This window comes from Flavobacterium columnare (assembly GCF_014844295.1).
GTDB lineage: Bacteria > Bacteroidota > Bacteroidia > Flavobacteriales > Flavobacteriaceae > Flavobacterium > Flavobacterium columnare.
In genome coordinates, this window is record NZ_CP054494.1 from 3044928 (window position 1) to 3069606 (window position 24679).

Here is a 24679-nt window from a genome sequence, read left to right on the forward strand (position 1 = left end):
AAAAAAATCACTCAATGATCCCATTTATTTGCATATAAAGTTGTCCATCACTTAGTATAGCTCCTTGTTCTATGAGTCCAAATAGCTCATTATTACGCTCTTGCTTATATTCTTTTTTTCCTCGTAAAAGTTCTACTTTTTCTGTAAATAAATGGTCCCCTAACCATTTTAACCCATCATTAGTCAAAAAGTCTACTTCTGTACTTAGAGCCTTGATAACAATAGTTTGCATGAAATACTCCTGACAATGGAACAAAAAAATATGTCTTTTTGAAAAATGCTCTATAAATTTTGCGCTTTTCAATACACCCTCCCATATTAGATCAGAAAAAACATCTAATTCTTGTTCGGCTACTTCGGGATTGTATATTTTTAACTGATCCCACTCGGCTTTATCTATTTGCTGAGTAGCCAAAAAATTGGCAAATTCCTGATGTAAGGAATCCAATTGTTCTTTGGTAAGTCTCTTATATTTCAAGTCAATAAATTTTAATTATTTATGGTAAAAATAAAAAAAAAGTCCCAAAAAGGGACTTTTAAAAAATATCGTTTTTAAAATTAAGCTTGTTCCGCTACAATTTCAAATGGTAAGTCAACGATAACTTCGCGGTGTAAACGAATAGTAGCACTGTATTTACCAATTCTTTTAATTACCCCTGAAGTGATGAATTTTTTCTCGATAGCGTGGCCATTTTTATCTAAAACTTGAGCTAAATCAGCACTTGTTACAGATCCGAATAATTTTTCGCCACCTGCTTTAGCAGTAATTTTAATTTCTAAAGCCTTAATAGCTTCTGCTTTCGCTTTCGCATCTGCTACAATTTTAGCTTCTTTATGTGCTTTTTGCTTTAAATTTTCAGCTAAAACCTTCTTTGCTGATGGAGTAGCTAATACTGCAAATCCTTGAGGGATCAAAAAGTTACGACCATAACCTGGTTTAACCGTTACGATATCATCTTTAAATCCTAAATTTTGAACGTCTTGTCTTAAGATAAGTTCCATGTTGTTGTCCTTTTAATTTTAGAAGTTAGGTTCCTTATGGAGGAAACCAACAACCTATTTGTTAGTTATTATTTTAATAAATCCGCTACGTATGGCATTAAAGCCAAGTGGCGAGCTCTTTTTACCGCTACAGATACTTTTCTTTGGTATTTTAAAGAAGTTCCTGTTAAACGACGAGGAAGGATTTTACCTTGCTCATTTACAAATTTTAATAAGAAATCAGCATCTTTGTAATCTACATACTTGATTCCTGATTTTTTGAAACGACAATATTTTTTTTGTTTGTTCGTATCAATGTTTAAAGGCGTTAAATATCTGATATCTCCGTCTTTTTTTCCTTTTGCAGATTGTTCAATTGTAGACATATCAATTAAGCTTTTTTAGTTTTTAACTTCTCTCTTCTTCTCTCAGCCCAAGCTACAGCATGTTTATCTAAACTTACTGTTAGGAAACGCATGATACGCTCATCACGTCTGTACTCGATTTCTAAACCAGCTAAAACTTCGCTAGAAGCTTCAAATTGGATTAATTGGTAAAATCCAGATTTTTTGTTTTGGATTTCGTACGCTAATTTTTTCAATCCCCAATCCTCTTTAGCAACAATTTTAGCACCTTTTGAAGTTAAAAAATCTTCAAATTTGCTTACTGTTTCCTTTACCTGAGTTTCAGATAAAACGGGATTCAAGATGAAAACAGTTTCATAATGATTCATAGTAATAAAATTTATTTGTTATAAAATTGGGTGCAAAAGTAATAACTTTATTTTAAACAGCAAATATTTTTCCCTATTTTTCGACGAAACAACTGATTTTCACGAAAATAATTGGACAGTAAAAAAAAATAAACTATTTTTAACCGTCCAATCTATTTTAAACTGTTTCCCATGAAGTTGAATTGTATTGTGGTAGACGACAGCTCTATCCAAAGAATTTTAGTAACTAAACTAGTAGAAGCACACCCCTATTTGAACCTAGTAGGTGAATTTTCAAATGCTGTTGAAACTAAAGGTTGTTTAGCTGTAAACGAGGTAGACTTATTATTTTTAGACATAGAAATGCCTATTATTAATGGTTTTAATCTATTAGATGGTTTAAAAGAAAAACCTCAAATTATTTTCATCACTGCTAAAGCTGAATATGCACTAAAAGCTTTTGATTATGAGGCTACTGATTATTTACAAAAACCCCTTACTAAAGAGCGTTTTAACATTGCGGTCAAAAGAGCCATGGATTTACACATGCTCAGAAAAGATCATAACACCGAGGAAGAGGGCGAACACATTTATATCAAAAGTAATTTAAAAAAACTAAAAGTATATACTTCTAAAATAAAGTGGATTGAAGCTTTTGGGGATTATGTAAAAATAGTTACAGAAGAAGATAGTCACCTTGTTCTATCTACCATGAAGTCTTTTGAAAAAGATCTTTCAAAAGAAAAATTTGTTCGTGTGCATAAATCTTTTATTATTAATATTGACAAAATAGAAAAATTTAATAGCAAATTTGCCGAAATTGGTGTTACAAAAATACCTTTGAGCCGCAACAAAAAAGAGGAGCTAATGCGTGTATTAGAAGCTTAGCTTACATCTACATTAACTCCTACTCTTATAGACCTATAAATAGGTACCGCTTCAAAACTATTCAGTATCTTCTGGATAGTTTTTTTTGTATTACCTAAATGCTTATCTTTTGGTATTTTTATTAAAATAGTTCGAATATATTCATTTCTAATTTTACTAATTGGTGGTTCTTCTGGACCTAGTACTGGCATTTGCAAACTTTGTTTTAACACCTGATACAACCACATAGAACCTTCTTTTAACTTTTCAAATTCTTTATGTTTTAAAGTTAACCTTATTAATTTATAAAAAGGAGGATATTTGTATATATGTCGTTCATACAACTGCTCTTTATACATACCTAAATAGTTATGATCTGTAACTTGCTGTATTGTATTGTGCATAGGGTTATAACTTTGTATAACTACTTTTCCTTTTTTCTCACTTCTTCCTGCCCTACCTGCTACTTGTGTCATCATTTGATAACTTCTTTCAAAGGCTCTAAAATCAGGAAAGTAGAGCATATTATCAGCGTTTAAGACACCAACCAGTGAAACGTTATCAAAATCTAATCCTTTTGCTAACATTTGGGTTCCTACTAGAATATCTATCTCTCTGTTTTTAAAACTATGGATCAAACGTTCAAATGAGTGTTTGCCTCGAGTTGTATCCTGATCCATTCGTTTGATATTTTTAGAGGGAAATAAACTGGCTAACTCCATTTCTATTTGCTCTGTTCCAAAACCTTTAGAGGTAAGATCAATGCTTGAACAAACATGACAATTCGTGGGTTTTGCTATGTTATAACCACAATAATGGCAACGCAATTGATTTTTAAATTTATGATATGTTAGACTTACATCACAATGTGGGCATTCTGGAATATGTCCACAGGTCATACATTCTAGAACGGGAGAATAACCTCTTCTATTCTGAAAAAGGATAATTTGCTCTTCATTATACAAAGCTTCTTGCATTTTATCAATCAATATTTGACTAAAATGTCCAGTCATTCTTTTTCTAAAATAACTATCTTTTAGATCAACTAAAATAATTTCAGGTAAAACAGCATTTCCAAATCGTTCAAAAAGCTCCACCAAACCATACTTTCCTTTTTGACTATTATAATAACTTTCTAAACTAGGGGTAGCTGATCCTAGAACTACTTTTGCTTTTAACTGATGAGCGAATACTATAGAGGCATCTCGGGCATGATAACGTGGTGCTGGATCTACTTGTTTAAACGTTTGTTCATGTTCTTCATCTACAATAATCAATCCTAATTGTTGAAAAGGTAAAAATAACGCTGATCTAGCCCCTATTATTACCTGTGCTTTTTCAGAATCTATTAATATATGATTCCAAACTTCTACTCTTTCATTATTTGAGTACCTAGAATGGTAAACAGCTATTTTATTTCCAAAATGCTTTGTTAATCTTTGAACTAATTGAGTCGTTAAAGCTATTTCTGGCAGCAGATACAGAACTTGTTTTTCTTGTTTTAAATAGTGTTCTATAATTTTAATATAGACTTCTGTTTTTCCAGATGCAGTTACCCCATGCAATAAACAAACATCTTTAGTTTCTAAAGCTTCTAATATTTCCTGATATGCTTTTTGCTGCGCATGACTTAAGATTATTTGGCATTCTTCTACTTCATCAAAAGACACGCGGTCTTGTTGTAACAAATATTCTTCAAAAATCTGTTTATCAACTAAAGTTTTTAGAGTACTCGCTGCTATTCCTGAAAACAATAATAAATCCTTAGTCGCAATTGGTTTTTTTTGAGTAGCTATGAGTTGAAAATAACTTAATACTAGTTGTTTTTGTTTTTGTGCATTTTTAAGAATTTGCAATAATTCTTCTAGTTGATTAGGTTTATCAAATCGTTCTACCAAACGAATATACTTAACTAATTTAGGTTTATATTCTTCAATCATTTCTTCTTGAAGAATTAAAATATCTTTATCTAATAACGATTGAATCACTGGAAACACTTTCTTTTTATTAAGAATAGCTGTTACTTCTGATAGTTTTAAGGCAGTTTGATTAGAAAGTGCTTCTACTATTAAAAATTCGTCATCTGATAAATCAGACGTATTTAAAACTTCTTTTTTTGTTGAAATTATGGTTTCACTTTCTAATATAAGTGAGGATGGTAATGCTGTTTTATATACTTCACCCAAAGAACACATATAATAACTAGCTATCCATTTCCAAAACTCTATTTGAATAGTTGTTACGATAGGCAATTCATCTATAATTTGATGAATTTCTTTAGCTTCATATAAAGTAGGAGCTAGATGATGCTTACTAATGGTGAGTCCCGTGTAGAATTTTGTTTTACCAAAGGGCACTGCAACACGCATCCCTATTTGTATAAAAGAAAATTCCGCTTCCGAAACTTCATAGGTAAAAGTTTGTGGAAGCGAAATAGGGATAACAACTTCTATAAAATAGCGCATGAATTAGCTTCTTACCCAAGTTTGTGAACGTCCGATAAGAGAAATTCCCATATAACCTCTTACGGTTAAACGATCTTTCCCATTTAATTTTATAAAACATTTGTACACATTTCCTGTTTCAGGATCCGTAATACTTCCTCCATTATACTCCTCCCCGTCTTTTCCAAGTCCTTTAATAACTAATAAACCTAAAACAGGTTTGTTTTTATCAGACCCCTCGCATTTTTCGCATTTTCTATCGCGTTTTGCTGGATCTAAAATTTCAATTACCTTACCAAATACTTTACCATTTGATTCAAAAATTTCAACTACTGATTTTGCTTTCCCTGTTTTATCATCAATAGTTTTCCATTTTCCAAAAACAGATTGAGCGTTCATTTGTAAACAACCAAAAAATAAGGTTAAAAGTGCAATTTTTTTCATTTTATTTAATTTTTTTAAGTTTTCGTATCGAGGCATCTAATTCAAAACCGAGTAATAATACCATACAATTGATCCAAAGATAAAAAAGGAATACTAAAAGTGTACCTATTGAACCATAAAGTTCATTATATTTTGAAAATTTAACAACCCAAATACCAAAAAAGTAGGAAGATACTACTATTAATCCTGTAGTAAAAACGGTACCAATTGTAATAAGTCGCTTTTTTTTAGACTGTTTAATACCATATTTAAACAAAACAGCCGTTGCTAACAAAATCATAATAATTACGAAAGAATACCTTCCCAATTCTATTAATGATATTTTGTCAGATACTCTGGAACTTAAAACATCTTGTATAATAGTCTTTTGGATGATTATTTCTAAAAAAATAATCGCTGATATTGTTATTATTAAAATAGTGGTAAGTATTAGCGAAATAATCAGAGCAACAAAATATTGCCTAAAATAAGGTCTCTTTACGGTAACGTGTAAAGAAGTTTCAAAACCACTCATAACAGCATTTACTCCATTAGTCATTAATAAAACAGATAAAAACACCCCCCATGATAATAATCCTGTTTGACTATTATTAAGAATGTCTTTTATAATATTTTCAATGGCATCAAACGTTGTAGGTGGTACATTATCTCTTACAAATAGTAAAAAATCACTTTGAAAACCTTTAATAGGGATGTATGGGATTAAATTTAAAATGAATAAGGCAAAAGGAAACAATGCCATAAAAAAACTAAAAGCAATAGCAGCTGCTCTATAACTAATTCCTCCTTGAAGAATTCCTACCAAATAAAACTCTATTAATTCATAAAATGATAATCCGTTTAGCCAAGGTAGTTTGATATTATCTAAAAGAATCACCAATTGTTTTAGCAGTGGTATTTTTAAAAGTATTTCTTTTGTATTTTCCATTTTTTTAGTTACAGAATAAATTATCTGTTTTTAGAAGATGTATTTTATTTTGGATTATCAAGCAATAATTAGATAGCTTTTAAGGACAAGTCCATATTATATACAGAGTGTGTTAAAGCACCTGAAGAAATATAATTTACCCCACATTGAGCATATTCTCGTATGGTTTTTTCATTAATATTACCTGAAGATTCTGTTAAACATTTGTTTCCAATCATTTGAACAGCAGTACGAGTGTCTTCAAAATTAAAATTATCAATTAAGATGCGGTACACTCCTTCTGTTTGTAAAATTTCTTCGATTTCGGTCAGATTGCGAGCCTCTACAATAATCTTTAAATCTAAATTATGATCTGATAAGTATTTTTTGGTTTTAGTTATTGCTGAAGTAATACCTCCCGCAAAATCAATATGGTTATCTTTTAGCATAATCATATCATAAAGAGCAAAACGATGGTTTTCACCACCTCCTATTTTTACGGCCCATTTTTCACAAGCTCTAAAACCTGGAGTAGTTTTTCTGGTGTCTAAAACTTTTGTTTGAGTACCTTCTAATAATTGTACATAATGATTTGTTTTTGTAGCTATTGCACTCATACGCTGCATAGAGTTAAGTACTAATCGTTCTGCTTTTAAGATAGATTGAGAACTCCCTGAAACATACAAAACAACATCCCCGAATTGAACTGGGGTTCCGTCTTGAATTAAAACTTCTACCTCTAAATCTGGATCTACATAATTAAAAATCATTTGAGCAAACTCTACTCCTGCAATGATTCCTTGGTCTTTAACCAAAAGTTTTGCCTTACCTACTTCTGTTGCAGGAATACAAGCTAAGGAACTATAATCTCCTGGACCTATATCCTCTCTTACTCCTTTAGCTATTATATCTATAAGTTCCTCTTGAAACTGTTTTTCTGAAATCATATTAATCTGCATTAAAAGGGTTAAAAATAATGCATTTTTGGGAAAAAATAAATTAAAAATTAATTTTCCCTTTCTAAACCTAAACAACACATCTATTCAAACCTTTTATTATCAAATAGTTAATTTAAGTTTTATTTTTTTACTTTTCCTCAAAATATTTCATCTAAAGTTCTTATATAATATTCGACAAAATTTTTACAAATTGATATTGTTCGGCTCAGATTAATTTTTTGGGGATTAAGCAAAAAGTTTCTCCATTCTAAAGAGGAAGAATTTAGTATCCACCACACCTCTTTGATTAGCTCTAAAGAGTTTTATTTTTGAGTTAAAGGATTCAGCATTTGCGTTTGTATGTCTTTTTACGAAGAAGTTTGCAATTGTTTCCAAATGATAATTTAAACTATTGGCAACGGTATTAAAGACAGTCATTTTTAATTCTTTGGTTTTGGATATCCAATTCAATATTTTTTGTTTAGCCTCTTCTTTTGAGGTGTATTCATAAATATTTCTAAACTCTTGGGTGTGTTTATATGCCTGATGTATTAGAGGATAATGTTGGAACAATATTTGGGCTCGCACTTTTTGGGTTTCTGTCCATTGGTTGGGTTTCTTGGCAATGATATAACGACATCGAGCCAATAGTTGTTTGGGTGTGTCTTGGTTTTCAAAAGTTATTGGAATGTATTTTATTGCTTGCTCCTTTGCTTTTTTGATAGCTTGATTCTCTTTTTCAATCTCCTCCCAGCGATATTTTATCCTTAAATGCTGGAGAGCTTCCATTACCAACTTTACCACATGGAAACGGTCTGTGACAAGGTAACTTTCAGGAAAACACATTCTTGATGCTGATTGCATATTGTTTGCCATATCAAGTGTTATCGATTTTACTTGTTTTCTATGCGAAAGTGGAATTTTAGTAACCACATCAATAATGTCCTGACTTTTGGTGCCTTTTATAACCGCCACTAAGGATTTCTTTTTGCCTCTTCCTTGTTTATTGGTTACAAAAGTATAAAGTTCACCTTTTGACAAACTTACTTCATCAATACTTAAATTCTCCCCAATATTTTCGGGGTAAATCAGATAATTTTCGGCATGTTCTAACTGTTTCCAACTTGTAAAACCACTGATTCTTTTTTTGTAATGTCTTCGCAGTAAATCAGCTTTAATGCCATAATAACTGGCAATGTTACTTATCGTATCTTCTCGGGTCTCTACCTGTACCTTTTAAAAAATCCGAAAGTTCAACAGTTAATTTGGAACCTTCTGCAATAAAAGAATAATCGCTTTTAATTTCTGACTTATCTACTGTATTTCGCCACCTACGTCTTCTGATACCTAAATAAACAGCCTTTCCTCGTATTGGAAAATCTTGTATCAAAGTACGCTCACAAAAGCCTTTTGACTCATATTCCTCTGAAATGAAACCTTCGGGAATAATGTTCTTTTCATCAAGATAGATATAAAAGCAATCCTTTTTTGTTTGAATATCTCCTAATTCTATAAAATCAACAATATCAAAATGACATAATAATTCTTCGGGTAGAAAAGCAGAAAGTATCGAAAAATCCATTTACTTTTTTTGTCGCAATTTACAATTACTCCCCATATTTTTTATGTGAGCCTATTGTTCTTCAAAATCATTAAAAGGTATTGATCGTTATGAAATTCTTTTTATTTATAAAAAATTCTGTTTATAGATTTTTACAATGTTTAAAGTATATTCGCTTCATGAAAAAATATCTTTTAAAAATTCTTCTATTTTTTGTAATATTAAATTCTCACTCACAATATATAAATGTGAATGATCAGTATACTGCTAATGATTTAGTGACTATTTTTTTAGGGGGTGTAACCTGTGGCAATGTATCCAATGTTTCCATACATGGTGGCGAAAATTATGGAAATCCGAGTATTGGTTATTTTGATAATAATAACAGTTCTTTTCCTTTAAAAAATGGCATTATTTTAAGTACAGGCAAAGTTCTAAATACTGTAGGACCTAATACAGGTAACCTATCCGATGGATCCATACCTTGGCAAGGAGATGATGATTTAATGCAAGCACTGGGTATAAGTAACACATACAATGCTTCTGTATTAGAGTTTGACTATATTCCTTTTACCAACAAAATTTCTTTTGATTATATTTTTGCTTCAGAACAATATCTTGCAAACCCATCTCCTAATCAATGTGGTTATACGGATGGATTTGCCTTTTTAATAAAACCTAATAATAGTAATCAAAGTTATCAAAATATTGCTTTAGTACCTGGGACAAATACCCCTGTAACTGTGCAAAATATTAGAGGTTCTGGAACAATTTGCCCTAAAAGTAATGAAGAATATTTCGACAGGTTTAATGGATTTGATTCTCCTATTGCGTTTAATGGTCAAACTAAAGTTTTAAAAGCTCAATCTAACGTAATAGCCGGCAATTCTTATCATATAAAACTAGTGATTGCTGATCAAGGCAACGAAAAATATGATTCGGCTATTTTTTTGGGAGGTGGCACTTTTCAAAGCGAAACTTTTTTAGGAAACAATCATACTATAACCTCTCAAAATCCTTATTGCGCAGGAGAAATAGTAGAATTAAACGCATTGCAATATGGAACTAACAATACTTATACTTGGTATAAAAATAATGTAAATACTGGAATCCATACTCCTAAATACCTAATTACAGATAATACAAATACCAATGAAGTTGAATATCGAGTTGAAGTACTTATTAATGGAACTTGTGTTTCTAAAGGAAATGTTACTGTGCAATTTATAAATATTCCTCCTTTAACGCCTCAAAATTTAATAGAATGCGATTTTGATAAAGATGGTAAAGGACATTATGATTTAACAAAATTACATCAAGCATTAACTCTTAACAACCCTAATTATAAAGTTGTTTTTTCTGAAAATTCAAATGGAATACCTATCAATGATCCAACACGTTATCTGTCTTCTCCTAAAACTATTTTTGCTAAAGTAAGTAATAGCTATTGTTCAAATGAAACAACTGTAAATCTTCAACTTTCCAGCATTGGCCCTATTAATAAAAGTTATACTAAATGTGATCATGACGAAAAAATAGATGGCTTTACTAATTTTATTTTAGATCAAGAGCTAATTCATAACATTATTTTACCCCCTACGAACTATACAGAAATAAGTTTTTACAAAAGCGCAAGTGATGCTGAAAAAAAACTTTTACCTCTAACGAATACTTTTAACAATACAATAAAAGACGAACAAAAAATTTATGCTCGAATAGATCAAAACAATTCGTGTCACAACATTATTGAAATAACTTTAAAAGTAAATTATATCAATCCCGATATTGTAAAAGATAGTCATCTTATAATTTGTAAGGGAGAAACACTAACAATTGAAGCCCCTAAAAATTTCACACATTACCTTTGGAATACGCTAGAAAATACCAATAACATTATAATACATCAAAAAGGAGTATATACCGTTGAAATTACTGATTCACAAGGATGCAAAGCCTTAAAAAAATACTTTGTTCAAGAGTCAGCACCTGCTACTAATATAAATACAGTAATTACTGAATTTTCTAACACCAATTCATTAGAAATTTTTTATACCTCTAATGGTGGCGATTATGAGTTTTCTATAGACGGAGTTGTATATCAAAACTCTAATTTATTTACTAATCTTGAGCAAGGAGAATATCATATTTCGGTTAGAGATAAAAATGGATGTGAGCCAACGCCTTATCAAACAGTTTATTTGTTAGATTATCCTCGAACTTTTACGCCTAATAATGACGGATACAACGATACATGGTACATCAAAGATTCTAATTTTAAAAGGAGTATTGAACAAATAGAAATTTTTGATCGTTATGGCAAACTCCTAAAACAATTAAATCCAAACCAATCATGGGATGGAACATTTTTAGGAAATAATTTACCAGCTGATGATTATTGGTTTGCTATTAAACTCTACAATAATAAAACGATTAAAAATTATTTTAGCCTTAAGCGATAAATAATTAGCTTTGTGAGTTTTTTATTCAACCCCCAATGAAGGCAAAATTTTTAATATTATTTCAATTAATTACGTTTACAGTAGTCGCTCAATTTAGCAAAACGCATTATTTACCGCCTGTTTCTTCTGGTGAGATAATTGCTGGTGAACAATATATGTATATTTCAACACCGAGTACCTCTCCTGTTAGTTTTAATATTACAGCGTTAGGAGGTAACGTTATAAATGGAACTGTTACAAGAAATTCACCTTATATCTATAGAATAGGTTATGGTAATAATACCCAAGCTCATGTAAGTTCTTCTTTTGCGCATACCATTCTTAAGAATAAAGGTTATATAATTGAAGCACAAGACTTAGTGGCTGTTTCTATAAGAATACGATCAGAAAACAGCTACCATGCTAGTTCTATCGTTTCAAAAGGGATTGCCGCATTGGGTAAGGAATTTAGATTAGGTGCATTTTTAAACGATCATGTACCTACTTATGATAACTCTCATTATACATTTGCTTCTATTCTTGCTACTGAAAATAATACTCGAATTAAATTTAGCAACATAAAACCTAATACAAGATTAATTAATAATAACGAAGGAAACACTCCCAGTGACATAATTTTAAATAATGGTGAAAGTTTTGTTATTGCTCTAAAAGGATCTAATTCCCAACCTCGTAATGCTCTTATAGGCGCATTAATATCAGCCGATAAACCCATTGCCGTTAATAGTGGCTCATTTGCCGGTTCTAACGGAGATTCTCAAAACTTAGATATGGGCTTTGATCAAATTGTATCAGCTGAAACAATTAATAAAATTGCTCCTGAAGTTATTAATGGTTCAACAGCCAATCCTACAGAATACATATTTATAAAAAGTGACGGATGGGATCTTGCCGAAAGGATATTATTAATTGCACATAAAGATGATACCCAAATTTATTTAAATGGTAGCAATACTGCTGATTATATTTTAAATTCAGGAGAATATGTAACAATAGATGGTTCTCAATTTTCATTAAATAATAATCTATATGTAAAATCCACCAAAAACCTTTTCGCTTATCAATCTGTAGGCTCTCTAAAAGAATATAATGATAATAGTAGTAAAGATTTTGCTAATCAAGAAATGTTCTTTGTTCCCCCATTAAGTTGTCAAACCCCAGATAATATAAATAATATTCCATTTATTGATACCCTTGGCAATTATCAGTTTAATGGTCGGATTACAATAGTAACCAAAACAGGTGCAATTCTAACCTTTAATATAAATGGTATTGATTATGATCTAAAAAATCTCCCTAGTAAGGAAATATCAGGTCCTAATCCTGTTAATGGTAATACAAATTATGTTACTTACACAATAAAAAACTTAACAGGCAATCTAGGTGTTTTTTCAACAGACGAGTTATATATAGCTGCTTATGGTAATAATGGAGCCGCTACATTTGGAGGATATTATTCTGGTTTTACCTTCAAACCCGAAATTGCTTTAGAAAAAATATCCTTAGACGCTGATAATTGTATTCCAAATATTAAACTAACAATAAGCACAGCCTCTTCTTTTGATACGTTCCAATGGTATGATCAAGACGGACCTATTTTAGGGGCTAACACAAATACTTATATACCAACTAAACCTGGATATTATAAAGTAAAAGCAAGTATCTCTACTTGTGGTATTTTTTCTCCATTAGAATCTGATAATATTCCTGTTAGTAATTGTCCTGATAACAATAATGGTTTAATTAACGACAACATTGATATTGATTTAGATAATGATGGTATTTTAAATTGTACAGAATCTTACGGAAATCAAGCTATCAACACAAGCCTTAACACTGGTGTTATTCCTTTTAGTTCAACAAATTACATTACTCAAACCATTATTGATGGCAATAAAACCACTACACCATTAATAGGTAATGCAAATGGCACTATCATAACTGAAGTTCAAAAAGGCAAACAAAATAGTGTAACATATCAAGTACAATTTGACCAACCCACGAGCATTGAATTAAAATACCCTAACAATATTCAAGTGAGCGAATCTCTAAATGGGGATACGGAATATATAATCAATAGTGATATTAATAGAACTTTAACTATTTTGAATCCAGATAATCAAATTTTAATTGACACCAACTTTGATGGAATTTTTGAAAATGGCGTAAAACAATTTTCTTCTTTTGAAATTCGTTTTAGACGCAATAGTACTACTCCTTTACAATCAGGTTCAGGGACTTTTAAAATAGCAGGAAAAAATATTAATATATTAAAAATCAAGCATAAAAATTTATCTGATTTAGTTTCAGCCAAATCCAGTTTAAATTTAGAAGCCTCCTGTGTCCCCAAAGATTCTGATGGTGACACAATTCCTGATAAAGAAGATATAGATAGTGATAATGATGGTATAAATGATCGTATAGAAGCGCAAAATAATACCCCAATAGCTATATCTAATACGGATACTAACCATAATGGATTAGACAATGCTTTTGAACCTGGATTAATACCAGTTGATAACGATAAAGAGGGTATTCCTGATTATCTTGATTTAGATTCGGATAACGATGGAATCTTAGATTCCGAAGAAAAAGAAATAGATTTTGATAACGATGGGATCAGTAACTATCGTGACTTAGACGCTGATAATGATTTATGTTTTGATGTAAAAGAGGCTGGATTTATTGATGCTAATACAGATGGCATATTAGGTAATATCACTCCTCCACAAGTAGATAACAAAGGAAAAGTTATAGGCTTTATAGGATATACAAAACCCAATACGATTTACTTACAATCTGCTCCTATAAGTATAACAGATCAGCCAAAACCAGGTAAAGGATGTCTTTTAGAAAAAACTAAGATTTCTTTAACATCAAACGCTGATACTTTTCAATGGCAAATTTCTACCGATAATGGTGCTAATTGGAATAATTTATCAAACACGGGTAATTATTCTGGTGTCAATACTCCTGAACTAGAAATAAAAAATTTATCTAACGCAATGACAAATCATTTGTTTAGAGTTCAATTAAATCGTTTAGGCAATGCGTGTGATTCTTTTTCTAATAATATAGGATTAATCATATATCCTCTTCCAATATTAAAAAGCAATCAAAGATTAATTCAATGTACTAACTCAACAAATGGTCTTGCTCTATTTAATTTAGATAAAGTTCAAAGTTTAATTTCTGATAACTATGCTAATGAAACTTTTAGTTACTTCCATACACAAGCAGGCGCAACTACAAACAATGTAAATGAGCAAATAAAAAATCACGAAACTTACATAAATCAAACACAATCAACAGAAGTCATTTGGGCTAGAGTACTCAATTCCAACAATTGTTTTAGTGTAATCCCTTTTGAAATTTATGTATCAACAGCACAAGCCGCTTTTATTATACCAGAAGGTATCATTACAGCTTGTGATGATTATGTAGATGCAAATCATGATGATTATGACGGAATAACAACATTTGATTTATCTAAAAATTACAATGGTATAATATCACAATTTAATAATCCTGATATAGAAGTGTATTTTTACAAAAATGAGAATGATTATTATCAACAATTTTCAAATGGTAAATCATTGGCTATTGATAAAAATAATTTTACGAACTTTAGAAATACAAATAAAGGAGCCGATAAAATATGGGTTCGAGTAGAAAATAAAATAACAAAAGCTTGTTTAGGAGTGCCTCTACAATTCGAATTAAAAGTAGAAGCTAAACCAAATATTGACACCAACATTTCAGGCTTATCAAACACCTATATATGTACTGACGACCCTGATTTTAATATTACTTTACAATCTGGACTTCCAATAGGAAGTAATCAAAACGATTTTAATTATGAATGGTCAAAAGATGGTGTTACAATTCCTTTTTATACAGAATCTATTTCTGTAAATCAAATAGGTACTTATAAAGTAAAAGTCATTAATAAAACACCATCTGCTTGTTTTAGAGAAAGAACTATCAATGTAACAGAATCTAATACAGCAATACTTAATGACAGCCCTATTATACAAGATTTGGTCGATAATAGTTCTATTACCATAAGTGTATCTGGTCATGGAGAATACGTTTTTGCATTAGATAACATAAATGCTCCGACTCAAAAAACAGGTTATTTTGACAATTTAATACCTGGCGTACACAAAATATATGTTATTGATTTAAATGGTTGCAAAACATTAGAAGTTTCTTTTTCTATTTTAGGTTTTCCTGCCTTTTTTACTCCAAATGGCGATGGATACAATGATTACTGGAATGTAATAGGAGCTGATTCCATATTTAATTCTGATGCCAAAATTCTAATCTTTGACCGTTTTGGAAAATTATTAAGGGAAATATCTCCTTCAGAATCTGGATGGGATGGAACCTATTTAGGCAAACCTCTTCCTGCTGATGATTATTGGTTTACAACTCAATTAAAAGATGGTAGAACTAGTAAAGGGCACTTTTCTATTAAAAGATAAACACTATTAAAATAGTCTTCTAACCCTCATAATATTTTATTTGTGAGGGTTTTATTTTATATCACAATATTTAGGTACACTTTTATAAATCGTATATCCTAAAATTCTATAATAAAAAATTTCCGTCTATTATTATTTTTTCTTCTTTTCTTCCTCACCACAAAATCCAATGTATAATCTGAGTTAAAACAAACTCACTATTAATTCCAATTTTATATATTAATAAAAAAATGACTTTACAATGGTAATCATTAAATCCAAAAAAATATAAATTCATCAAATACAATCAGTTATAAAATAATCAAAAAAACATACTCTAAAACTGTAACAATTCATAAAAACTACCAACTAATAGGCAGTATGAATACTGAATTAGAAAAATCATTTGTGAATCAACTAAAAAATAACCAAAATTTGGTTCACAAAATTTGTAGGCTTTATACCCAAAATGAAGAAGAACACAATGATTTATTTCAAGAAATTACAATTCAATTATGGAAAGCGTATCCCCAGTTTAGAGGCGATTCTAAATTTTCAACTTGGGCTTATCGAGTAGCTCTTAATACCGCTATTACTTTATATAGAAAATCTTCTAAATCAATTCATACTGTTGAGTTTGAAACTGGCAGACATTTTGTATTACAAGAGGAATATAATTATCAAGAAGAGGAAAATTTAAAATTGCTTTACAAAGCTGTATACCAACTTAGTGATATAGAGAAGGCTCTTGTATTCATGTATTTAGAAGATAAAGATTACACCGAAATTTCTGAAACGTTAGGTATAAGTGAGGTAAATGCAAGAGTAAAAATGAATCGTATCAAAACGAAATTAAAACAAATAATTAATCCGTAACGATAGAAGGAAAAAATGGAAGAATTGGATTTATTAAAGAAAAATTGGAATAATACTAATAATTTTCCAAAAATGACCGAAGAAAATATTTATGCTATGTTACATAAAAATTCATCATCAGCAGTCAAATGGATTTTTATTATCAGTGTTATTGAGTTTTTATTAGGTATTATATTAAGTTTTTCATTTTCTTTAAATAAAAACAGTAAAGAAGATATTTTTTTAGAAAAAATACATTTTCCTGAAGTTTATTTAAATATTATAACTGGCCTATCTTACATAATTATTTTGTATTTCATTTATAATTTTTATATATCATATAAAAAAATAGAAGTACTTAACTCGACTAAACAATTAATGAAAAACATCTTTATTGTTAGAAAAATCGTTACAAGGTATATCCTTTTTAACCTAAGTCTTTTTGCTGTAATACATTCCTATTTATTTGGCTATGGTGTATATATAGGAATCACAGATGAATTTAAAAATTCAGAAACTCAAATAAGTGAATTTACCATCTTATTACTTTCTATCCTTATATCTATTTTATTAACAGCACTAATGATTGGAGTCTTTTTATTAATCTATAATTTTTTATATGGTAGGCTGTTACGCAAACTAAAAAGAAATTACCATGAATTAGAAAAGATAAGCTAACCCTACGAAACGTTTTTAATAAGAATAAAGGAATCTACCCAAAATATTTAGTCGGTCGTCACACTTCAACACAACAGAAGAAAGAGACTCCTAATAATGAAGATTATGCAATTTATTTAACCTGCTCACTTCTTTTCATTTTTGCTTTGTTAACTGAATCAAATCAACCCAATAAAGTTAAACGATAAACGGTAAGATTTTATAAACCTTTCTGAAAACATCATCTTAAGATACGTATATTAAGTGTGTATTCTAAAAAGACTCAATCTTTTTATTTTTACAAAAGGAGAAGCCACATAGTACAGACCATGTGCCTTCTCCTTTTGCGGAAGTAACAAATTAGACGTTAAGTTAGTCCTTTTTAAAGCCTCTTTTTTATTTAAAGATAGCAACAAATTTCATACGAACTTATTAGCTACTAAATATTCCGCTATTTGTACTGCATTAGTAGCTGCACCTTTTCTTAAATTATCAGCTACAATCCATAAATTAAGTGTATTGGGCTGACTTTCATCACGACGAATTCTTCCTACAAAAACATCATTTTTACCTTCTGCATATAACGGCATGGGAAACGTAAAAGTATCAATATTATCTTGTACGGTTACCCCTGGCATTTCATGTAGGATGGCGCGAACCTCTGAAACTTCAAAATCTTTTTTAAACTCAACATTTACAGCCTCACTATGTCCTCCTACTACGGGAACTCTTACAGCAGTAGCTGTAACAGCCATTGTTTTGTCTTCTAGTATCTTTTGAGTTTCACGAACTAATTTCATTTCTTCTTTCGTATAACCATTTTCCTCGAAAACATCACATTGCGGGATTAGATTACGATGAATTGGATATTTGTAAGCCATTTCTTCTTTTATTCCAGCATATTCATTTTCTAATTGTCTTACCGCTTTAACCCCCGTCCCTGTAATAGACTGATAAGTAGAAACAATAACACGTTTTATATCATATTTTTTATGTAAAGGAGACAGTACCATTACCATTTGAATAGTCGAACAATTAGGATTAGCAATAATCTTGTCTTCCTTGGTAAGAACAGCCGCATTAATTTCAGGGACTACTAACTTTTTAGTAGGATCCATACGCCAAGCAGATGAATTATCAATAACCGTTGTTCCAACCGCTGCAAACTGAGGCGCCCATTCTTTAGAAGTTTCTCCACCAGCAGAAAAAATAGCTATTTCAGGCTTCATTTCAACCGCTGTTTGTATACCTACCACATTATACGATTTCCCTTTAAATTCTATTTCTTTTCCAATTGATTTTTCAGAAGCCACAGGAATTAATTCTGTGATTGGAAAATTACGTTCTGCTAAAACTTGTAGCATTACCTCTCCTACCATACCGGTAGCACCTACAACAGCTATTTTCATTATCTTGTGTATGTTTAATTTTTGCAGAACAAATGTACATAATATTTATTTTCAAACTATTTAGAACTCTTATTTTATAAGAAATTCTTAACATTAAAAAAAGATAAATAGCATATTCTTGCATTTACATTTTTTTAAATTTTGAAAATAAAAATACCTGATTTAATCTACTATAAAAAAATAGAAAAAAACGATTATAAGAATTGCTTGTTAAATATATTTCGAAGTATTTTTGTAATCAAGGCATTAAATAGAAACATAATGAAAATTATTATATCTCCTGCAAAATCTTTAGATTTTGAAAAAAAATTACCTACTGATCAATTTACGCAACCCTCTTTTTTAAATAAGTCAGAAGAAATAATTAAATTATTAAAACAATTAACACCAAATGACTTATCTAATCTAATGAAAATATCACCTGCACTAGGCGAATTAAATTGGCAAAGAAATCAAGAGTTTAAAATCCCCTTTACACCTAAAAATGCTCGTCCCGCAGTGTATGCTTTTAACGGAGATGTCTACCAAGGATTAGATGCCTATAGTATATCCGAACAAAAAATAGATCAATTACAAAATAAACTCCGTATACTTTCGGGGCAATACGGCTTATTAAAACCATTAGATCTCATTCAACCTTATCGTTTGGAAATGGGAACAAAGTTAGCTATAGGTAATAAAAAAAATCTGTATGAATATTGGAAAGAAACCTTAACAGATAGTTTAAATCAGGAATTAGAAAGCAACGATGTGTTTATTAACCTTGCTAGTCACGAGTATTTTTCTGTCATTAATTTTAAAAAATTAAAAGTTCCTGTTATTGCACCTGAATTCAAAGATTATAAAAATGGTCAATTAAAAATAATTTCTTTTTTTGCTAAAAGAGCTAGAGGACTTATGGTTCGTTATATTATTGACAACAACATTGAAACAGTAGAAGATTTAAAAAGTTTTAATTATGAAGGATACTCTCTTGATGCGTCACTCTCTACTGATACTAAATTAGTATTTACAAGATAGACTCTAATAAAATGAATCTTTACATATACAAAAGGCTATCTATTTTTTACTAGATAGCCTTTCTTTTTATACTTTTTTAATTATTAAATTTAGTTCTTTTCATACTGCTTTGATTTAAGTATTTGAGAAACGGTTTGATAATTACTAATCGTTTCTTTTACCAATTGATTATCTAGATTATTTTTAGCTATTTCATCATACATAATTTGAAATTCTTTTGGTAAAGTAGAAGGTTGCAAAACCAAATCAAATTGCTTCACTTTTTGCTTTGGTGAGATGATTGTAAGTATATTGTTTTTAATATACCCCAGATCTTGATATGTTGCTATAAATGCTCTTGGTTTATAATCTATTGAATAAACATCTTGTCCATAAAATTTACTCGTATAACGAAAACCTAACCTTCCAAATAAAGTAGGCATGATGTCTATTTGCGACATCAATATTGGGTTTATTGCTCCTTTTTTCATGGGTTCAAATATCATAGCAGGTATACGATATTTATCCATAGGCAATTCTGTTTTTCCTGCACTTGATGCACAATGATCGGCAATGATTACAAAAAGGGTATTGTTATACCAAGTTTGTTTTTTTGCCATATTAAAAAATTGACGCAAGGCATAATCAGTATATTTTACGCCTCCTTCACGTGATTTTGCGTCATTCGGAATGTCTATTTTATTAGCGGGATAAGTAAAAGGTCTGTGATTACTTACAGTCATCCAATGATTAAAGAACGGTTTCCCTGTTTTAGCTTCTGCATTCATTACTTGAATGGCTTTTTTAGCCATATCTTCATCACAAACTCCCCAAACATTGGAAAAAGTTATTTCATTAGGTTTAAACGTTTTTTTATCTACTATTTCATATCCATTTCCTCCAAAAAAATCTTCCATATTATCAAAATAAGCATCTCCCCCATAAAGATATTTTACCGTATATCCTTTTTGTTTAAAGATACTTCCTGTAGAAAACTTATTCTTGTTGTCTTTTCTCTTTACTATACTTTCACCTGGTGATGGAGGAAGACATAATGTAACTGCCTCTAAGCCTCTTATTGTTCTATTTCCAACCGCATATAAATTGGTAAACTGTGTACTTTGAGTAGCCAAACTATCTAAAAAAGGAGTTACGTTAAGCTGATTTCCATAACATTTCATAAAATCAGCACTCAAACTTTCAATAGTTATTAAAACCACATTCTTCTTAGTTTCTGGTAATGTAGAAACAATTAATCTTTCAGATGTTTTATTATCTAAATTACCTAATTGTTCTTTCAATAAAGTAAATGCTTCTTCTTCTGGAATAGTTTTATAAAATTTTTGATAATCCAATTCACTATTCATAAATGCTAGATAAAAGCGATAAAGTCCACTTGCTTGCAATTCATTTGCAAAAACATTTGAAGAAGTCTCTTGCTTAGCTAAAATAGATATTGAAAAGGTACTTATCAGAATTAAAAAAACATAAACAATAGTTGATTTTACTTTATCCTGAAAAGAAGGCAGGTTTTTTAAAAACACCTCTGAGGTTTTCACTATTTTATAAGTAAAAAATGCCGTAATTAATCCAACTCCTGTAAATAAAGGAATTATAGGATACGATTCCATTATATTCTTGATTACTTCGTTTGTATAAACTAAATAATCAACTGCAATAAAGTTATAACGTACTCCAAATTCATTCCAAAAGAAAAATTCGCTCACCGTATTTTGTACTATAATTAGTACGACTAAAAATACTGTTATTGAAAATAAAACCATCCGGATTTGTTTTCTATAGGTAGGAATAAAAAGCATTAATCCAAAAAACAAAGTCTTAAGAGCTACAAAACTTATACCTATTTCGGGTAAAACACCCCCATATTCATTTAAGATCGTATTACCAAAACTCACATATAATAGAAGAGTACAAAAGGAAACAAAAATAATATACCCCCAAGGCTTTTCATATTTACTATTGGATAAAAACAATAAATAGAACCATAATAAACCTGAAGCGATAATAAAAACAAAAAAATCAGAAATTAATCCTGTTAGAAAAATTTTCCCTATTTCTTTCCAAGTAAAACTAGTAGAAGTAATAGGATGAAATAAGAGTACCATTCTTAAAATAAAGTTGCTAAGTAAAAATAAATTTAACAACTGTTTGTAGGGCGATTTTTTTTCAAAAAAATTCATTGTATTTTAAATTTTGGCAAAATTAACTATTAAATTTGGCATACTATAAATTTTATATCATGAATTCTGCATATTTTCATTTATTAGTAAATCACTTTCCAATCATTGGATTATTTTTTGGTATAGCTATTTTAATTTATGGCATTTTCAAAAAAAATCCTTTGGTATTAAATATAGCTTATATCCTTTTTATCTTTTCTATGATAATGGGCAAAATATCAATGATTACAGGAGATAAAGCAGAACATTTTTTAGAAAAAACAACTGATTTTTCTCACAATTTAATTGAAGTTCATAAAGAAAAAGCAGAAATTTTTATGAAAATAGTATATCTTTCGGGCTTAACCTCTATTATGGGATTGATTGCTCATGCTAAAAAACACCCTAAAGCATATTTGGCTACTTTATTTGTATTAATTATTGGAAGTATAGGTATCCTTTTTTCGATACCAGTAGGCACTTCTGGTGGAAAAATTTGTCATACTGAATTTTATAAAAGTCAAAGAAACATAAATATCAATAAAGATTAAATTAATCTTTATTGATAAACTGTCAATAACATTTAATACAATTTTAATTTACAAATCAACAATAAATACAAAATGAACGAATATTTTTTAATACCGTTTCAACACAAAAGTCTTTTGCCTACTTACTTTTTATTCTTTCTTAATATTTTTAGTTTATACTCTTTTACATAAATTTACTGGAACAATCATTCAGAAAACTAAAACTATTGTATGTCTAAACAATCTAGTAAAATCGCTTTCAGGACTAATCTTGTTGTGGTTTTTAGCCCTTTTATAAAAATACGATATTCCCCCCAGATTACACATTAGAAATTTATTACAAATACAAACAACTTTGAATCTAGAAAAGTCTTGTTTTTTTGTTCTCAATGTAAAACTACAGCTGCTGTAAAAAATTTATGCCTTTTTAGCTTCTTTGCCTTTTTCCTCTTCATCACAAAGGCTAACGCATAATCTGGGTTAAGTTTGAAATTATTAGTATCGTTTTATACTAGAGCCCTACTAAAATTATCTATAAAATCAAAAGCATATATAAATATCCATATCATCACATATTCAAAAAGCATGAACTCTTTTTTAATTCGTTTTAATCTTACATCAAAAAAAGAAGATGCTAATTTTTTGCAAAAAATAAATGAACGTTCATTTATTTTTTATAATTTTACACTGTTAAATTGGGATTGGATTCAATGGAAAAGCAACAAATAAGAAAAGTATAATTAAACGGCCTATTCTAAAATTCTACTAAAATCAATTATATGACAAAATAGGATAGTCTTTTTAATGATGTTATACTTTAAAAGAAAAAAAGATCTTTTAAAATATTTTAAGTAAAATAAATATGACGGAACAAGAATTAATATTAGATATGCAATCTATTCTTCAAGAAAAAATGGAGAAAGATTATACCGAAGGAAAAACAAAAAGGGATGCACATCCTAGATGTTTAGCTCTATTAAAAGCTAATTTTAAGGTAATGGAAAATTTGCCTAATGATTTACAAATAGGTATTTTTCAACCTGGAAAAATTTACAAATCATTTGTTCGAATATCAAATGCAAGCGGAAAAGTACAATCAGATAAAGCAAAAGATTTCAGAGGTTTTGCTATTAAACTAATTGAGGTGGAAGGTAAACGTTTTGACTCAACAGAAAGGCATACGCAAGATTTTTTAATGATATCTCATCCTACTATGCCTCTTGGTACTATAAAACTTTTTAGAGATGCCGTATATTATGCCGTAAAATGGAATCCTTTTATTTTGGCAATGAAAATGATTTTTTCGGGTAACGGAAAGATCTTAAAAGAACTTAATAGTGCTAAAAAAAATCAAACCAGCCCTTTAGATTTAACATACTGGAGTACAACCCCCTATATGTATGGAAATGAACAAATAAAATTTAAGATCGTACCTACCTCTACCACAAAAAGCAAATTACCACAAGTACTTAGCGATAACTATCTAACCGAAAATATGGTAAATCATTTACAAAAAGACATTGCCAAATTTGATTTTTACATTCAGCCTTTTACTGACGAAAAAAATACACCAATAGAAAACGCAGGAATTGAGTGGAATAGTTCTTTTATAAAAGTTGCAGAAATAGAGATCCCTATTCAGAATTTTAATACAGAAGAACGTTTTGATTTTGCTGAACAATTATCTTTTTCTCCGTCTAATTCATTAGAGGACCACAAGCCAATTGGTGGAATAAACCGTGCGAGAATAGAAATTTATAATGTTTTATCTAAATTTCGTCATCAACGCAATAACAAACCAATAATAGAACCAACATTGAACAATTTTAATATTAAATAACCATTTTATCCAAACAATGAACCAATTTAAATCAATCAGTTTTATAATATTGCGTTATCTACTAGCAATATTTATGGTAAATGCTGGTATCCAGCATTTTATTAAAGCTAATTTTTACGTTCCTTTTGTACCTGACTTTCTACCCTTTAAAGATTTTATAATACTCGGATCAGGTGTTTTAGAATTAGGCTTAGGGCTATTATTATTCTTTAAAAATGATTTAGCAAAGTATGCTGGATTAGGAATATTTTTACTAATGTTAGTATTTCTACCTATACATATAAAGGATGTCTTTGTAGAAAATCCTTCTATAGGATCCCATAAACTAGCTATTATCCGTTTGCCTATACAATTTATATTTTTAGCCTGGTCATGGGCTATCTGGAAATATTTAAACAAACAAAAAGAAATTTCTGTAAACAATTAATTA

The 24679-nt window shown here is 29.8% G+C and carries 22 protein-coding genes; 10 read left to right on the forward strand and 12 right to left on the reverse strand.

What is annotated here, in order from left to right; all coding sequences use genetic code 11:
• Nucleotides 1–7 precede the first annotated feature (7 nt).
• The 4 genes from HUE53_RS13430 to rpsF form a co-directional block, all read right to left on the reverse strand.
• Nucleotides 8–478 (reverse strand): DUF6495 family protein, encoded by a 471-nt coding sequence (locus HUE53_RS13430; RefSeq protein ID WP_014164397.1) that lies wholly within the window; start codon nucleotides 476–478, stop codon nucleotides 8–10.
• 80 nt (nucleotides 479–558) lie between these two features.
• Nucleotides 559–1002 (reverse strand): 50S ribosomal protein L9, encoded by a 444-nt coding sequence (gene rplI / locus HUE53_RS13435; protein ID WP_065213663.1) that lies wholly within the window; start codon nucleotides 1000–1002, stop codon nucleotides 559–561.
• Nucleotides 1003–1070: 68 nt separating this feature from the next.
• Nucleotides 1071–1367 carry a 30S ribosomal protein S18 gene (rpsR, locus tag HUE53_RS13440; protein WP_014164395.1) on the reverse strand — a complete coding sequence of 99 codons (297 nt, stop codon included), beginning with the start codon at nucleotides 1365–1367 and terminating at the stop codon, nucleotides 1071–1073.
• A gap of 5 nt (nucleotides 1368–1372) precedes the next feature.
• Nucleotides 1373–1714, reverse strand: coding sequence for a 30S ribosomal protein S6 (rpsF, locus tag HUE53_RS13445; RefSeq protein ID WP_014164394.1), 342 nt, complete (start codon nucleotides 1712–1714; stop codon nucleotides 1373–1375).
• Nucleotides 1715–1885: 171 nt separating this feature from the next.
• On the opposite strand from rpsF, the gene HUE53_RS13450 reads away from it, so the two are divergent.
• Nucleotides 1886–2581: a LytR/AlgR family response regulator transcription factor gene (locus HUE53_RS13450; protein WP_014164393.1), complete on the forward strand. Its 696-nt coding sequence runs from the start codon at nucleotides 1886–1888 to the stop codon at nucleotides 2579–2581.
• Here the strand turns inward: HUE53_RS13450 and priA are convergent.
• From priA to HUE53_RS13480, 6 genes are all read right to left on the reverse strand, one after another.
• On the reverse strand, nucleotides 2578–5025 hold the full coding sequence (priA, locus tag HUE53_RS13455; RefSeq protein WP_077225333.1) for a replication restart helicase PriA: 2448 nt from the start codon (nucleotides 5023–5025) through the stop codon (nucleotides 2578–2580). The genes HUE53_RS13450 and priA overlap by 4 nt on opposite strands.
• Nucleotides 5026–5028: 3 nt before the next feature.
• Nucleotides 5029–5448: a DUF2147 domain-containing protein gene (locus HUE53_RS13460; RefSeq protein ID WP_041253319.1), complete on the reverse strand. Its 420-nt coding sequence runs from the start codon at nucleotides 5446–5448 to the stop codon at nucleotides 5029–5031.
• A 1-nt stretch (nucleotide 5449) separates the two neighbouring features.
• A complete protein-coding gene (locus tag HUE53_RS13465; RefSeq protein ID WP_014164390.1) occupies nucleotides 5450–6376 on the reverse strand; it encodes a YihY/virulence factor BrkB family protein in 927 nt (308 codons plus the stop codon).
• A gap of 68 nt (nucleotides 6377–6444) precedes the next feature.
• A complete protein-coding gene (gene nadC / locus HUE53_RS13470; protein WP_014164389.1) occupies nucleotides 6445–7302 on the reverse strand; it encodes a carboxylating nicotinate-nucleotide diphosphorylase in 858 nt (285 codons plus the stop codon).
• Between the two features lie 237 nt (nucleotides 7303–7539).
• Nucleotides 7540–8499, reverse strand: a complete 960-nt coding sequence (locus HUE53_RS13475) for an ISAon1 family transposase (RefSeq protein WP_454951481.1) — start codon at nucleotides 8497–8499, stop codon at nucleotides 7540–7542.
• Nucleotides 8492–8875 carry an ISAon1 family transposase N-terminal region protein gene (locus HUE53_RS13480; protein ID WP_014165862.1) on the reverse strand — a complete coding sequence of 128 codons (384 nt, stop codon included), beginning with the start codon at nucleotides 8873–8875 and terminating at the stop codon, nucleotides 8492–8494. Before HUE53_RS13480 ends, HUE53_RS13475 begins: the two co-directional genes overlap by 8 nt.
• A 227-nt stretch (nucleotides 8876–9102) precedes the next feature.
• Between HUE53_RS13480 and HUE53_RS13485 the strand changes: the two genes are divergently transcribed.
• From HUE53_RS13485 to HUE53_RS13500, 4 genes are all read left to right on the forward strand, one after another.
• Nucleotides 9103–11313: a T9SS type B sorting domain-containing protein gene (locus tag HUE53_RS13485; protein WP_158649151.1), complete on the forward strand. Its 2211-nt coding sequence runs from the start codon at nucleotides 9103–9105 to the stop codon at nucleotides 11311–11313.
• Between the two features lie 35 nt (nucleotides 11314–11348).
• Complete coding sequence (locus HUE53_RS13490) at nucleotides 11349–15800, forward strand: T9SS type B sorting domain-containing protein (RefSeq protein WP_192188572.1); 4452 nt, start codon at nucleotides 11349–11351, stop codon at nucleotides 15798–15800.
• A gap of 360 nt (nucleotides 15801–16160) precedes the next feature.
• Nucleotides 16161–16655, forward strand: a complete 495-nt coding sequence (locus tag HUE53_RS13495; RefSeq protein ID WP_065213667.1) for an RNA polymerase sigma factor — start codon at nucleotides 16161–16163, stop codon at nucleotides 16653–16655.
• Between the two features lie 15 nt (nucleotides 16656–16670).
• Nucleotides 16671–17312 carry a hypothetical protein gene (locus HUE53_RS13500; RefSeq protein WP_065213668.1) on the forward strand — a complete coding sequence of 214 codons (642 nt, stop codon included), beginning with the start codon at nucleotides 16671–16673 and terminating at the stop codon, nucleotides 17310–17312.
• Nucleotides 17313–17710: 398 nt separating this feature from the next.
• Here the strand turns inward: HUE53_RS13500 and HUE53_RS13505 are convergent, their stop codons facing one another.
• Nucleotides 17711–18700, reverse strand: coding sequence for an aspartate-semialdehyde dehydrogenase (locus tag HUE53_RS13505; RefSeq protein ID WP_065213669.1), 990 nt, complete (start codon nucleotides 18698–18700; stop codon nucleotides 17711–17713).
• A 261-nt stretch (nucleotides 18701–18961) separates the two neighbouring features.
• On the opposite strand from HUE53_RS13505, the gene yaaA reads away from it, so the two are divergent.
• Complete coding sequence (yaaA, locus tag HUE53_RS13510) at nucleotides 18962–19720, forward strand: peroxide stress protein YaaA (RefSeq protein WP_065213670.1); 759 nt, start codon at nucleotides 18962–18964, stop codon at nucleotides 19718–19720.
• An 89-nt stretch (nucleotides 19721–19809) separates the two neighbouring features.
• On the opposite strand, the gene HUE53_RS13515 is transcribed toward yaaA, so the two are convergent.
• Nucleotides 19810–21900 (reverse strand): LTA synthase family protein, encoded by a 2091-nt coding sequence (locus HUE53_RS13515; RefSeq protein WP_014164382.1) that lies wholly within the window; start codon nucleotides 21898–21900, stop codon nucleotides 19810–19812.
• 59 nt (nucleotides 21901–21959) lie between these two features.
• Between HUE53_RS13515 and HUE53_RS13520 the strand changes: the two genes are divergently transcribed.
• The 4 genes from HUE53_RS13520 to HUE53_RS13535 all read left to right on the forward strand — a co-directional run bounded on the left by HUE53_RS13520 (nucleotide 21960) and on the right by HUE53_RS13535 (nucleotide 24676).
• Complete coding sequence (locus HUE53_RS13520) at nucleotides 21960–22430, forward strand: hypothetical protein (protein WP_107317831.1); 471 nt, start codon at nucleotides 21960–21962, stop codon at nucleotides 22428–22430.
• Nucleotides 22431–22994: 564 nt separating this feature from the next.
• Nucleotides 22995–23138 carry a hypothetical protein gene (locus tag HUE53_RS13525; RefSeq protein ID WP_155761351.1) on the forward strand — a complete coding sequence of 48 codons (144 nt, stop codon included), beginning with the start codon at nucleotides 22995–22997 and terminating at the stop codon, nucleotides 23136–23138.
• Between the two features lie 133 nt (nucleotides 23139–23271).
• A complete protein-coding gene (locus tag HUE53_RS13530) occupies nucleotides 23272–24249 on the forward strand; it encodes a catalase family protein (RefSeq protein WP_014164380.1) in 978 nt (325 codons plus the stop codon).
• Nucleotides 24250–24265: 16 nt separating this feature from the next.
• Nucleotides 24266–24676, forward strand: coding sequence for a DoxX family protein (locus HUE53_RS13535; protein ID WP_041253150.1), 411 nt, complete (start codon nucleotides 24266–24268; stop codon nucleotides 24674–24676).
• Nucleotides 24677–24679: the final 3 nt, after the last annotated feature.